General features: G+C 71.1%; 9 protein-coding genes and 1 pseudogene. 7 read left to right on the forward strand and 3 right to left on the reverse strand.

The window, feature by feature from the left end; translation table 11 throughout:
* The first annotated feature begins 110 nt into the window (after positions 1–110).
* The 7 genes and pseudogenes from ACIBJF_RS31410 (at position 111) to ACIBJF_RS31440 (ending at position 10234) form a co-directional block, all read left to right on the forward strand.
* Positions 111–605, forward strand: coding sequence for a transposase family protein (locus ACIBJF_RS31410; protein ID WP_399178761.1), 495 nt, complete (start codon positions 111–113; stop codon positions 603–605).
* A gap of 512 nt (positions 606–1117) precedes the next feature.
* Positions 1118–1510, forward strand: a complete 393-nt coding sequence (locus tag ACIBJF_RS31415; protein ID WP_399178763.1) for a hypothetical protein — start codon at positions 1118–1120, stop codon at positions 1508–1510.
* A gap of 5 nt (positions 1511–1515) precedes the next feature.
* Positions 1516–2186: pseudogene (locus tag ACIBJF_RS31420) on the forward strand (nucleotidyl transferase AbiEii/AbiGii toxin family protein).
* 331 nt (positions 2187–2517) lie between these two features.
* Positions 2518–4761, forward strand: coding sequence for a plasmid pRiA4b ORF-3 family protein (locus tag ACIBJF_RS31425; RefSeq protein ID WP_399178764.1), 2244 nt, complete (start codon positions 2518–2520; stop codon positions 4759–4761).
* 102 nt (positions 4762–4863) lie between these two features.
* On the forward strand, positions 4864–7707 hold the full coding sequence (locus ACIBJF_RS31430) for a DEAD/DEAH box helicase (protein WP_399178765.1): 2844 nt from the start codon (positions 4864–4866) through the stop codon (positions 7705–7707).
* Complete coding sequence (locus ACIBJF_RS31435) at positions 7704–8948, forward strand: SWIM zinc finger family protein (RefSeq protein ID WP_399178767.1); 1245 nt, start codon at positions 7704–7706, stop codon at positions 8946–8948. Before ACIBJF_RS31430 ends, ACIBJF_RS31435 begins: the two co-directional genes overlap by 4 nt.
* A 209-nt stretch (positions 8949–9157) precedes the next feature.
* Positions 9158–10234, forward strand: coding sequence for a transposase (locus ACIBJF_RS31440; protein ID WP_399178769.1), 1077 nt, complete (start codon positions 9158–9160; stop codon positions 10232–10234).
* 45 nt (positions 10235–10279) lie between these two features.
* Here the strand turns inward: ACIBJF_RS31440 and ACIBJF_RS31445 are convergent, their stop codons facing one another.
* From ACIBJF_RS31445 to ACIBJF_RS31455, 3 genes are all read right to left on the reverse strand, one after another.
* A complete protein-coding gene (locus tag ACIBJF_RS31445) occupies positions 10280–10483 on the reverse strand; it encodes a hypothetical protein (protein WP_399178771.1) in 204 nt (67 codons plus the stop codon).
* A gap of 105 nt (positions 10484–10588) precedes the next feature.
* Positions 10589–11728 (reverse strand): alpha/beta hydrolase, encoded by a 1140-nt coding sequence (locus ACIBJF_RS31450; RefSeq protein ID WP_399178773.1) that lies wholly within the window; start codon positions 11726–11728, stop codon positions 10589–10591.
* A complete protein-coding gene (locus ACIBJF_RS31455; RefSeq protein WP_399178775.1) occupies positions 11725–14190 on the reverse strand; it encodes a thioester reductase domain-containing protein in 2466 nt (821 codons plus the stop codon). The genes ACIBJF_RS31450 and ACIBJF_RS31455 overlap by 4 nt, the downstream gene beginning before the upstream one ends.
* Positions 14191–14196: the final 6 nt, after the last annotated feature.

The raw sequence follows: 14196 nt of genomic DNA on the forward strand, positions 1-14196 counted from the left end.
GGCTGCTGGCTGCTGGCTGCTGGCTGCTGGAAGGGATCGGGCTGCTGTCGGCCCGTGCTCCGCGCCTGGACCGCGCCCTGAAGAAAATCGCCCGGAAGGGTGGCGTCGTCGTGCTGCTCGACGGCACCCTCGTGCGCACCCGTCGGCGCACCGGGAACGAGAACCGGCCGAACTATTCGGGCAAACACAAAGCCCATGGCCTGCTGTTCCTCGCCCTGACCGACGAGCGCGGCAACCTGCTCTGGATCTCGGCGGCGAAGCCGGGACGCTCCAGCGAGATCACCACCGCCCGCCACAACAAGATCACCACTCGTCTGCGGGAAGCCGGCCTCGGCGCCCTGGCCGACCTCGGCTTCATCGGCCTGGATGACGACCCGGACGACCCAGTGATCGTCACCGGCCGCCGGGCGAGTCGCGGTGATCCGCTCACCGCCGCCCAGAAGGAGGCGAACCGGCTGGTCAGCCGCGAGCGCGCGGCGAACGAGCACGGCTTCGCCGACCTGAAAAACTGGCGGATCCTCACCAAGGTCCGCATGAACGCCCGCCACGCCACCAGACTCCTGCGCGCCCTGCTCGTGCCGATGAACGCGGAAGTCAGCCGCTGACGGACGATCACCTGCCGACGATCACATCCCTCACCGGCACGAGCGCCCCATCCACGACCCACGCCAGCCCCGCAACCTGCAACTTCGGGTTGAAAATCTCTCAATGGGTGCTGCCCACGCTCGCACAGGCGATCGCCCACCTCCGGAGCCAGGAGGTCTCCCTGACCTACGACCCCGAGACGAGAACCCTGACCACGGACACGCCCCAGGCAGAAAGGATCACCATTAGCTTTCAAGGATCACCACGCACTCCACAAGGTGCGACATCGGAAAGATGTCGGCCTGAGCGAGTCACGGAAAAGCCCAGATCAGAGCCCCTTTTCGGTTAATCGCTCTGTATGCGGGCGCCCAGAGCGTCAAACGAGTGTCAAGGCCGACAGTCCGTCCCGACCGCTCGGCGCCAGAACAGACTGCAACAACCAGCTCACCCGACGGGATCCGCCCCCGCTCACTCCGGAGGCGGGCTCGCACAACATGACCCGCGCGGCTTCTCCGGTCGCCATAATGGAGGTATGCGCTCCAGCCCACAGCACCGCGCACCCGCGCCGAGGGACCTCTCGGGCGTGGACGCCGAGGATCTCGCGCTGTACCGGGAGAAGTTCCGCCGCCGTCTGCCGGAGTCGCTGGACGAGCTGCACGGGCCGCCCCACGGTCTCGTGGAGCTGCCGCTGCACATGGCTTGGTCCGGGATGACCTCGTACGACCTGGGCAAGCCACGTCAGCGCATGGGCCTGTACCGAACCGTCCTGCACGAGGGTCTGCGCGACGACCTGCCCCGCTACCTCAACCGCGACCTGCTCCTCCATCTGTGGCCGGTGCTGCGCACTCTGGTCGGTCGCACCGTGCGCACCGTGTGGGAGGACGCCTTCCCCCAGCTCGCCTCCCGTACCCGGGCAGCCGCGTGACGGACATGCCGGAGCTGCACACGCGGCTCCTGGCGGATGTGATCGCTCTCGGATCCCGGTATCCACTGGTCCTCACCGGCGGATACGCCGTGCGGGCGCACCGCCTCGTGAACCGCCCCAGCCAGGACCTCGATGTCGCCACCGAGAACCCGGCGCCCATGGCCGACATCGCCGCCACGCTCCGCGTCGGCCTGGAAGCCTGCGGCTGGAAGGTGCACCCGCTGGAGACCGCCCCGCTGTCCGCCCGCTTCACCGTGACCGACCCGGTCACTGGGCAGGACTGCGAAGTCGACATCCTCAAGGAGATCTTCTGGCGGCCAGTCGCCCAGAGCCCGTACGGGCCCGTCCTCGCGGAGGAGGACGTGATCGGGACCAAGGTCCGCGCCCTCGCCGACCCCGGCGCGCGCCCCGTGATCTGATCGACGTGTTCGCTGCCTCCCGCCGGTGGACCAATGCCGAGCTCGAGGAGTTCGGCCGCCGCCATGCCCGTGGCCGCTTCAAGCGCGAGGATCTGCAGTCGAACCTCACGGGCGCCGAGTGGACCGACGACGAAGCCTTTGCCGCCTATGGCCTCGATGACGCCACCATCACCGCCCTTCGCGCCTGGGCCGTGGAGTGGGGCGACGACCTCGCGACCCGACTTCTCGAAGAGTCCGATGATCCGGACATCGACTGATCGAATCCGGACGGGACCGCATTTGCGAGCTGCCGACGACACCGGCCAACTCCAAGAGCTCTCAGTCACCTGGCCGGGCTACAAAACCCGGCATCACGCTGCGTCTCTACACGTCGAGGGCTGCGACAACCGTGGCCCCGGTAGGCCGTGGGCTCCCGAGCGCCAGCACTGCCCGCGAAAGATCGCGGGGACACAGGATATCCAATGCGGGCGGCGTCGAGACCATGTATGCCCAGAAGGACGGTGGCCGCCGCAACCGGGTTTGAGCTGGGCACACCGACAGCGCCATGATGGGGCCGTTCGAGTGGCCCCGGTGCGGTGGGAGCAACAGATGCGACGAGACGGGAAGACAGCCCCGTCCGATCTCCAGCTGAAGATCGTGCTGCACGGCACGAGACCACCCCTGTGGCGGCGCCTCGTACTCCCGTCCGACACCTCGCTCGGGACGCTGCACGACGCCATCCAGGTCGCCTTCGGATGGCACGGTGGCCATCTGCACCTCTTCACCGACGAGTTCGGCCGGGGGTACGGCGATGCGGCCCGGCTCACCGACATCGATCTCGGCTTCGGCAGCGGGGTCGACGACGAGGACGCCACCGCGCTTGGCGACGTGCTGGCCGAGGAGGGCGCACGGCTGCGCTACGTCTACGACTTCGGCGATGACTGGGAGCACGCGATCACACTGGAGAAGACACTGCCGCCCCCGGTCGGCGCGGAGCGGACAGTGCGCTGCGTCGGCGGGCGTCGCGCCGATGTACCGGCCGAGGACATCGGCGGCGTGTGGGGGCTGGCCGAGGTGTTGGAGTGCTTCGACACCCCGAACGGGGCCGGGGATAGCCCGTACGGTGAGCTTGTCACCGAGCTGCGGGCGGCCGGTTACGATCCGGCGGCCTTCGACCGGGACGGGATCACCGCGCGGCTGGCCCAGTTGACGCCGGACACCGTGTCCGGCGAAGCGAAACCGCCGACCGGTGATCGGGCCGGGGGCGGCGGTGTCCGCCGGCTGACCGCCGAGGACGTGGCGTTGTGTACCTGCGGGCAGTGCCGGGTGGGCGATCCGGTCGATGCCGGAGTCGGTGGACCGGGCGAGGATGTGCCTGCGCTTCGCCCGGTGACCCTGGCTCCGCAGGAGGACCTTGTCGCTGCCGTGCGGGGTGTTCCGCTCTTCGACGCGGCGCTGCGGCTCGCCGCCTGGTGCCGCGAGGGACGGCAGGTCACCGGCGGCCGGGTGCTGCGGCCCGCGCTCGCCCGTGAGGCCGTCGAGGAGCTCCAGCTGTGGAAGCTGGCCGGCGACGCCTCGCCGCATGCCGATGCCGTCGCGCGGGCTCGTGCGTTGAAATCGCTGCGCAGCGCCAAAGACGTGGCCGTGCTCAATGATCCGTGGTGGCTCGCCGTGGATGGCGGGATGATCACGACCAGCGGGGGCCGCGCGTGGGGCGGTGCGGCAACCGACTTCACCGGTGAGGACCTTCTGGAATTCTGGGCCGCCACGATGGGCGATCTGCTGGAGGAGATCGGTGAGACGGGGGTGCTGGACGGGTGGCACGGTGAGCTGGGCGAGCTGACGGCCGAGATCGCCGACGGACTGGTCGGCCTGCTGTACGACGCCCCGGACGACGCCTGGGTGGATGTCGACGACCTGCGCGCGAAGGCCGGTGACGCGGGCGAGAACGGGCCGGAGTTCGATCTCTTCCAGGCGCTGTTCGCGGCGACTTTCCGGGAACTCGGGGAAGGGCTCGCCCTCTTGGGCGCGGTGGAGTACGAGCCCGGTGACGGCGACGATCCGGCCGAGGAGGCGCTGCGCACACTCCTGAACGCCATGGGCGGACAGAAGCTGGGCGGCGGTTCGGGAACCGCGTCAGCGGCGTCGAACTGGTCGCGGGACGACAGGCGCGGGGACCGCATGCGGCTCACCCCGCTCGGCCGCTACGGGCTCCGCGCCTACCTGATGGAGTGCGGTGTGCCCGCGCCCCTGCTCGGTGAGTACGCCGAAGCGGACGCCGGCGCTCTACTCCAGGGGCTCCTGAGCTACTCCCCCGAGGAGATGCGCCGGGAGGTCGAAGGGTGGCTGGAACACCGCTCTGCGGCAGACGCCACGGTAGGGCTGCTCGACGCATGCGCGGGAGCTGGCCCCGAGGCCGCGGCGAAGCGCACCGTGGCCCAACTGGTACTGGCCGACCTCAACGACCCCCGGGCACTGCGCGTGCTGCGCAAGGCAGCGGACTCCGACGTCGAGGGGTGCCGCCAGGTGGCCACTACGACCCTGGGCGCACGCCTTGGGGCAGAAGCACACGTGGACCCGGCACGGGCGGAGGAGGCCGGACTGTGGCTGCTCATCGACGGACTGTCGATCCTCGCCGGTGCTCAGGACACCGAGGAGCTGACCCGGGGCTTCCTGGAGAACTGGAACACGGCGCCGGAGGCACTCGAACAGCGGGTGGACGACCTGTGGCGAGTGGAGCACCCAGCCACCGCCCGAGTGCTCGCCGAACTGGGTGAGGGCCTGCGTGGCGCCGACAAGCGGCTGGCCAAACGCATGCGTACCGCGGCGAGCAAGGCCCGCTCCCGCCGGTGACAGCAGGGTCGGAGGCTGCTGGTGGACGAAGCAGCGGTGAAGACCGCCTGGACGACGGTGAGGCGAAAGAGAGTGGCACGAGTCCTCGTACGGGAGCAGGGCATGGGCACAAGGAGCGTGCCGCCATTGGCCGCACCGGAGTCGGCTGCCTGGGCGCGGAGTCTGCTCAACGACGGCTGGGCGGCGGTGTTCCTGCCAGGCGAGCCCGCCCGACTCGGCCGGTTGCTGCTCTGGCAGCCCGCCGGGGCAGCCGCCGCTGAGGGCACGGCACCCGCAGGCCTCGAGACCAAGGTGGCGGAGCTCGTGCTGCCGCACGGCCGCTCGGTCAGACGGCGCAAGACGGAGGGTTACGCGCTGCCCGTCGCCCTCGCTGTCGCCGCGTTGTCCGGGGCACAGCCGCCGCACCCGTCCGCCGCCGCCTGGCAGACCGCCGCCCGCTTCGCGCTCCGGCTGCTCGCCGACGGCCGTCTCCACCCGGCCCTCACCCCCACCGGCTACGACACCTGGCAGGCGGGCCCCTTCACCGCCGCCCAGCGGCAGACGCTGGACGCCCTCGCCGCCGCCTTCCCGCCCCACGCCCACTGCCAGCCGGAACCGGGTCCAGCCCCGCTGCGGATCACCGAACCAGCAGCGCTGGTACACCGGTTCTGCGACGCGGTCGCCGACGAGCTGGTCCGCACCCCCGCCGCTCCGCTCGCCATGGGAGCCCTGCCGTATGCCTGGCGCGAGACGCGTGCCGTGCCCGCCCTGCGCGAATGGGCCGAGGAGACCGCCGGCGCGTTCACCGCCGACGTCACGGTCTCGCTGCGGGTCGACGTACCCGAGGGACGGCGTCGGCAGTTCCGGGCCGTGCTGCAGGTGCATACCGCGGCGGATCCGGCGCTCGTCGTGGAGGCCGCACGGCTGTGGAGCGAGCCAGCCGAGACCGGACGCCTGCTCGGCCCGCGCGCCGAGACCGAGACGCTGCTTGCCCTGCGTCGCGGCGCCCGCGTCTGGTCACCGCTCGACCGGCTGCTGAAGGACGCCGCTCCGGACCAGCTGCGGCTGACCGACGACGAGGCCCTCGACCTGCTGGGCGATGCCACCGACACGCTGCGTGCCGCTGGCATCGACGTGCACTGGCCTCGCGAACTGGTCAAAGCTCTCACGGCGACCGCGGAGGTCGGGCAACGCACCGCGCCCGGCTCCAGTTCGGGCGGCACACTCGACGCCGACACCCTCCTCGACTTCCGCTGGCAGCTCTCCCTCGGCGACGAACCGCTCACCGAATCCGAGATGGACGCCCTGGCCGAGGCGCGCCGCCCCCTCGTCCGGCTGCGCGACCAGTGGGTGGTCGCCGACCCGAAGCTGGTGGCCCGCGCCCGGTGCCGCCGGATGGAACCGCTCACCCCCATGGAGGCGCTGGGCGCCGCACTGACCGGCGAGGTGGAGCGGGACGGGGAGACTTTTCGCTGCGCGGCGGTCGGGGAACTCGGCGACCTCGTCGCCCGTATCCGCGACCCCGAATCCCGTACCCCCGCCGCCCAGCCCGCCGCCCTGAAAGCCACGCTGCGCGACTACCAGAAGCGGGGCCTGGCCTGGCTGGCCGAGATGTGCGAGCTCGGTCTCGGCGGCTGCCTCGCCGACGACATGGGCCTGGGCAAGACCATCACCCTGCTCGCTCTGCACCTGCACCGCCAGAGGGACCCCGCCACCGCGGGCCCCACGCTCGTCGTCTGCCCCGCCTCACTGCTCGGTAACTGGCAGCGCGAGGCGGCCCGGTTCGCGCCGGCCACGCCGGTGCGCCGTTACCACGGCGGCGACCGTCATCTGAAGGACCTCGCCGACGACGAGATCGTCCTGGTCACCTACGGAGTGCTGCGCCGCGACCGGGAGGCCCTCGCCGAGAACGCCTGGTCGCTGATCGCCGCCGACGAGGCGCAACACGTCAAGAACCCCTACGCCGTCACCGCGCGCGAGCTGCGCGCCCTGCCCGCCCGCGCCCGCGTCGCCCTCACCGGCACCCCCGTGGAGAACAACCTCTCCGAACTGTGGGCGCTCCTCGACTGGACCACCCCCGGACTCCTCGGACCGCTCACCGCCTTCCGCGACCGCCACGCCCGCGCGATCGAGTCGGGCGAGGACCCGCGGGCCGCCGAACGGCTGTCCCGTCTCGTCCGCCCGTTCCTGCTGCGCCGCAGGAAGTCCGACCCGGGCATCGCACCCGAACTGCCCGCCAAGACCGAGACCGACCGCGTCGTCCCGCTGACCGCCGAGCAGGCAAGCCTGTACGAGGCGGTGGTCCGCGAAACCATGGCGAAGATCGCCGAAGCCGAGGGCATCGCCCGACGCGGCCTTGTCCTTAAGCTCCTCACGGCGCTGAAGCAGATCTGCAACCACCCCGCCCAGTACCTGCGCCAGTCCACACCGCTGCACGGCCGCTCCGGCAAACTGGCGCTGCTCGACGAACTGGTCGACACCATTACCGCCGAAGGCGAGTCGGTGTTGGTCTTCACCCAGTACAAGCAGATGGCGACCCTGCTGGAGAAGCACCTCTCGGAGCGAGGCGTCCCCAGCCTCTTCCTGCACGGCGGCACCCCCGTCACCGCGCGCGAGGAGATGGTGGACCGCTTCCAGCGCGGCCAGGTGCCGGTGTTCCTGCTGTCCCTGAAAGCCGCGGGCACCGGCCTGAACCTCACCCGTGCCACCCATGTCGTGCACTACGACCGCTGGTGGAACCCTGCGGTCGAGGACCAGGCCACCGATCGCGCCTACCGCATCGGCCAGGACAGGCCCGTACAGGTCCACAAACTCCTGGCCGAAGGAACCGTGGAGGACAAGGTGGCGAAGCTTCTCGAATCCAAGCGCGCGCTCGCCGACGCCGTGGTCGGCTCCGGTGAGGCCGCTCTGACCGAACTGTCCGACGCCGATCTCGCCGAACTCGTCGCCCTGGGGAGGCAGTCATGAGCCCGTCGATCCCCGGCCCGCGCCGGGCGCCCGCCCGCGGCAGGCGTGCCTTCGCGGTGACCTGGTGGGGCCAGGCATGGGTGACGGCCCTGGAGGGCTCCACCCTGGACTCGGGGCGCCTGTCCCGCGGACGCACCTACGCCCGCCAGGGCATGGTCGGCCCCGTCACCGTCGCCCCCGGCCAGGTCAAAGCCGCCGTTCAGGGCAGCAGGCCCCGCCCCTACCGCTCCGCGGTCCACCTGCCCGTCCTGACCGACGCCCAGTGGGACACCCTCCTCGACACCATCGCGGCCCGGGCCGGGCATCTCGCCGCACTCCTCGACGGCGAGATGCCCGCCGAACTCGTGGACGACGCCCGCGAGGCCGGCGCCCCCCTGCTCCCGCAGCCCACCGAACTCGGTCCCGAATGCTCCTGCCCCGACTGGGGTTACCCCTGCAAACACGCCGCCGCGCTCTGCTACGCCATCGCCGTGACCATCGACGCCGACCCCTTCGTCGTGTTCGCCCTGCGCGGCCACGGGCGGGAGGAGGTTCTTGCCCAGCTGCGCGCCCGCCGTACGGCCGCGCAGGCGACCTCGCCCCCACCGGCCCCAGCCGGCCTCCCGGCCGCCGGCGCCTACGCAGCTTGGGCCGCCCTGGCCGACCACGCCGCACCCCTTCCCGAACCTCCCGAACCGGCCCCCCACACCACCGCACTGCCCACCGCCCCGCCATCCGGCACCGGACTGTCCACCGCGGACCTCGAACGTCTTATGGCAGACACCGCCGCACGCGCCGCACGGCTGCTCACGGGCGACACCACGAGCCTGCGCCTGTCCCAGCACGAGGACGCAGCACGGATCGCCGCGAGCAACTGCGGCGCCGAGTGGTTCCATCACCTCATCCAGAACACCGGTGCCAAACCGACCGCGTTCGCCCGCCTCACCCGCGCCTGGCGGTATGGCGGCCCAGCCGGCATCACCGTCGCCGAACACCCCCACGCCCCCGATCCGACGGCGATGACAGCCGCCCGCACCGCCCTGACCGAAGCCCTCGCCGAAATGACCACCACCCCGGTCACCCTCAGAGCCTGGCGCAACCGCCTCACCCTCACCGACCACCGCATCCAGCTGCGCCTGGGCCCCGACACCCGCTGGTACCCCTACACCCGGGACGACGACGGCGAATGGTGGCCAGCAGCGCCGGCCGACCCCGACCCCGTCACGGCGCTCACCTCCGTCTGGCAGCAGACCGAAAGGTGACACGTTGCCCTTGCCGGAAACCTCGTCCGCCCAGGTCACGCGGCATGTTCGTACTCGTGGAGGATGCCACGCAGACGTTCACGCCTTCGTATGTCGAGGTGGGTGATCTTGCTGATCGTCTGGGTGTCCCGCGTGAAAACCCGGGTTCGGTCCCCTGATCAGGACGTTTCGCTGCGGGACGGTGGTGGACCGGGGCATGATCGAGATCCATGCGGTGGTCATGGATCTATCTGCTGACGCGCAGGTCGCTGGAGCTGGCGGGCCTGCGGCTGCTGGGCAACGCTGCCAAGGACGTCGAACTGCTGGTGCTGCGGCACCAGCTCGCTGTACTCCAACGCCAGCTCGATAAAACGAAGTTGCAACCGGCCGACCGGGTCCTGCTGGCGGCCCTGTCGCGTCTGCTGCCCAGACAGAGCTGGAGCAGCTTCTTCGTCACCCCAGCGACGCTGCTGCGCTGGCACCGAGAGCTGATCGCCGGCAAGTGGACCTACCCCCACAAGAGCCCCGGTCGGCCGCCGATATCGGAGGAGACGCGGGAGCTGATCCTGCGTCTCGCGCGGGAGAATCCGCTGTGGGGACACCGCAGAGTGCAGGGAGAGCTGGCCCGGTTGGGCATCACGGTCTGCGCCGCCACCGTCCGGTCAGTTCTGCGGCAGGGCAACATTCCGCCCGCGCCCCAGCGGGCTCACGACGCCTGGGCCTCCTTCCTACGCGCCCAGGCTTCCGGACTGCTGGCCTGCGACTTCTTCCATGTGGATACCGCGTTCTGCCGGCGGCTGTACGTGCTGTTCGTCATGGAAGTCGCAACGCGCCGAGTGCACGTCCTCGGCATCAGCGCGCACCCGAACCGGGACTGGGTGACCCAGCAGGTGAGGAACTTGATGATGGACCTCGAAGACCGGGTGGACCGGTTCCGGTTCTTCCTACGCGACCGGGACGGGAAGTTCTCCGACGCCTTCGACGCCGTGCTCGCCGACGCGGGCATGCAGGTGCTACTTTCCCCGCCGAGATCGCCGAAGGCAAACGCCTTCGCGGAACGCTGGGTCGGCACCGTCCGCCACGAGTGCACCGACCGCCTACTCATCATGAACGAACGGCACCTGCGCACCGTCCTGAACACCTACACCGACCACTACAACCGGCACCGCCCCCACCAATCCCTCCACCAACGATCTCCCCAAGCCTCGGAGACCGGCCAGACGGCACCTGTCATCCCCTTCGGAGGCCGCGTCCGCCGCACTCAACTACTCGGCGGCCTCATCAACGAGTACCAGCAAGCAGCCTGACGGCAGGCAGACAAACGGCCTGATCAGCAGCCCGAACCAGGGCTTTCACGCGGGACAGGCGTAGCCGTCGACGTCGTGCGGACATTCGGCGTCGCCACAGGTGAGAGCCATGAACATGGTGGCCTGGTTGTCCGCGGGGATGCCCGGGGACGTCGGTGTGTCGGCGAACACCTGCTTGAGAACCGCGCGCACGCCGCCCGCCGCCGATGTGACTCGGGCCCGCAATACCGGGATGGGGTCGGGAGCCACGTCGTACGTCGTTGCGCACCGTCGGCGGCGAGCTGCGGCATGCGGTGCTTCCTGGAGCGTGGTTTGGTCACCGGCGGGTTCGGTGGTCGGCCGACCAGCCGTCCGTCACCGCCGTCCACCGAGAAAATCGAGGATGTGACCGAAGACGTCCAGGGCGGCGCCCCGGCCGAGGAATGTGTCCAGGTGGCCGTAACCGGGGATCTCGGTGTAGGACACGTCCAACTGGGGCTGGCGGTCGGCGAGTACGTCATGGCAGAGCCGCTGGGAGTCCAGCCACAGCCCGTTGTCGCTGCCGGCGAGCAGCAGCACGGGGGTGTCGATACGGCCGGCCGCGTCCAGCGCATTGGGCGGCAGGTCACGGTAGCGGTGGTCGGTTTCGTGCCAGCGGACCACGCTGCGGGCCAGCTCGATGCGGCGCAGGTGGGGCAGGATCCACAGCGGCGCGGGGCCGAGGAGGTCGGCGAGGCGGTCGTGGGTGGCCTCGGACAGGTTCTCGTGCACGAAGAGCGAGGCTCCCGTGCCCCATGCGGAATTGTGCAGGATCTGGCAGGTCGGGTCCGGGCAGCTCGCCTTCCGTGACGCCAGTGCGAACAACGGGGTGTACCTCGACCACAGGCCCACCTTGCGGAAGTCGACCGGGATGTGATCGATCCGCGTCTTCAGCAGCTCCCCCGCCAGCGACATCCGCAGCGATGTCCGGCCGGCGAGCTTCGGCGTCAGGAACACACCCTGGGACACCACGCCGGCGAGGCCCGGCACCAGTCCCGCCGCCATGCTCAGGGACAGCGTGAGCGAGCCGATGCAGTGGGCGACCACGAACAGCGGGCGGTCGCCTGTACGCTCGCGGACGTGTTTGACGGCCGCAGGGATGTCGTACAGGGCCACGTCGTCGTACGTGTACCTCTGGCCGGTCTCGTTGTACGGCAGCCGGCAGCTGCCCCGCCAGTCCAGCAGCCAGGGCTCGTAGCCGTCGTCGAGGAGGACGTCGACCAGATTGCGGGTCTCCGGCAGCAGGAACATGTCGGCGGACGCGGTGTGTCCGTGCAGGAGCAGCACGACGGGGCGGTCCGCGGCGCCGGTGTGGATACGGGTCAGGCCGAGCCGGACGCCGTCGTCCGCCCGGAAGGGGATCTCCTCGACGCGGGCCGGGTCGAGGCGGTGGTGCAGCGGGCGCAGGGCCGCGGTAGTCCTGACCCGGGGCAGCGCCGAACCGCCGGCGCGGGAGGTGGTCGTCCTGAAGATCATCGGTGGTGCTCCGTGGGGGTCGGGGTGCGGCGCAGGTCGAGCAGGTCCGCGGCGGCGCGGGCGAAGGGGCCGAGCAGGCCGCGGCCCATCTCCAGGCCGAACCAGGCGAGCCAGGTCAGCTTGGCTGCCCGCTTCTCCTGGCTGGTCAGACGCGGGTCGACCTTGATGCCGTCGATCTGGTCGCGGACGTAGGAGTCCGCGGGCACGACGACCTCGCCCGCCAGGGTCGCCGCCTCGCCCTCGCGGCCGATCCGCACGGTCAGCGCGCGGGTCTGCCGCCACAGGTCGCGGCGGGCCCGGGCGTACTTGTGACCCTCCAGCCACCAGTGGCCGCCGTCGGCGTCGCGCAACCGCATCCGGTAGCACAGGAGTTGGTGCCTGAGTCCGTGCTGCTGCGGGATCCCCTCCTCGGGGCGGATCCAGACGTCGCCGCGCTCGACGGTCAGCGGCTCGGGATGTACGGCGGTGCAGACGACCTCGCCGGTCACGTCCACCCGGCGCTCCTTCACCAGCTGGTACATGCTCGCGATGGAGAGGGTGAGCGCCATGGAGCAGGGGCTGTCGGCGAGGGCGCCGACCGGTCCCACGCTGCCCTCCGTCGTCTCCGAGAACCACAGGTAGGGCTGGTCGTCCTTGTGCGGCAGCCTGGCGAGGCCGTCCTGGGCGAGCCGCTCGAACGTGCTCAGCTGGGCCTGCGCGTCGTAGCGGGCCGCGGGCGGCAGCCCTAGCGCCGCGACCAGCGCGGCGGTGCGTGCGCCTTCGGCCGCCGGGCCCTTCAGGGTCGCCTCACACAGCTTGAGGGCGGTAGGACTCTGCAACACCATGGAGAGGAAGGCGAGTTCGGGGACCGGTTCGGCCTCCAGGCGGGCCAAAGCGTCGGTGCGCCACTCGTCCCAGTCCTGGACGCGCACGTGCATTCCTCCGAGCGCCATGTCACGGACGACGTCGTCGAGGGTGTTGGGCACACCGGTGAGGTTGTAGTCGTAGCCCCAGGCGTCGGGCTCGCAGATCGCGGCGACGGCGACCCGGCTCACCCAGTCCACCGGGGCCGCGTTCAGGTAGCGGAAGGCCGGTACTGTGCGGAAGCGGCCGAAGGCCGAGATCAGGCCGCTGCTGAGGTCCTGCGGGTTGTAGGCGCCGGTCTTCGTGTGGCCGCCGATGCCGCCGGGGCGCAGCGCGGTGACGACCAGGCCGTGGTCGCGGGCACGGCGCAGGGCGACCTCGGCGGCCCACTTCGACTGGTCGTAGCCCGAGACGAGCCGGTCGACGTGGGCGAGTGGGTCGTCCTCGCCCATGGAGGTGATGCCGACCTCGTTGAAGACGGCGATCGAGGATATGTGGTGCAGCGGCTTGGGCCGCCCGGTGGCCGCGAGTTCGGCGAGGGTGAGCGCGCCGAGGACGTTGCTCGCCCGCAGCGACTGGTAGCCGCGCAGGAAATCCACGGCCGCGGCCACGCTCACGACGCTGTCCAGTTCGTGGGCGAGCGTGTGCCACAGTTCGTCGGAGAGGCCGAGCCGCGGCCGCCGGATGTCGCCGGGCAGCACGGTCACCCGGCGCCGCACCTCCGACGACCAGGGCAGTCGGTGACTCTTCAGCGCCTCGCCGAGCCGGGCGACGGCCGCCTCCTCGTCGACCGCGCGGACCAGGCAATGGACATGCGCGTCGCTGTGCCGGAGCAGGTCGAGCAGCATGTGACTGCCGAGAAAGCCGGTGGCGCCGGTCAGCAGGATCCGGCGGGGCGGCAGCGGCTCAGGCACGTCGGCGAACGGCAGGCGGTCGGCGAGGCTCAGATCGGCGAGGATCTGCTCGAGGTCCTCGCGGCGGGCCCTGGTATACCGTTCGTCGCCACTGCCGACACGGGGGCGAAACGCCGGTGAGCTGCGCGGAGTCGGGATCGGAAGGGTGCGCGGGGCGAGGGCCGGAAGAGCGCCCGCCGGGGAGAGCGGCAGTGTGCCAGGGGCCGGAGCCGCAACAGCACCCGCGCCGGAGGCCGCCCGCACACCGGCGGCCGGAACCGGCAGAGTGCCCTGGGCGGTGGGCGCCGGGGTGCCTGCGTGCACGGCCGGCGGGGTGGCCTCGCTCGACGCTTCGGCCCCGGTCGCCTGCAGCCAGCGCCGGGCGAGACTGATCGGACGGGCGTCGGCGAACACCTCGTCCAGGTCGAACTCGATGCCCAGCTCGCCCTCCAGCTCCGCGACGAGTTCCACGGCATGCACGGACGTGCCCCCCGCGTCGAAGAAGTCGGCGTCGGGCGACAGGTGTCCCGCGGGCAGATGGCGGCCCGCCGCGGCGGCGATGGCGGCGGCCACGCCGTCCACGTCCCGGGGCGGGGCGGGGGCGGCACCGGAGTCCGTACCGGTGGCGGCCTGCATCACCCTGGCCAGCAGGTCGTCCACGCCGAGCCCGCCGCCACCGCGCTCGATCGCCTCGGCGGTCGCCCGCTGCCCGGATTCCTCGGTCATGTCACG

Source organism: Streptomyces sp. NPDC050743 (genome assembly GCF_044456925.1).
Taxonomy (GTDB): domain Bacteria; phylum Actinomycetota; class Actinomycetes; order Streptomycetales; family Streptomycetaceae; genus Streptomyces.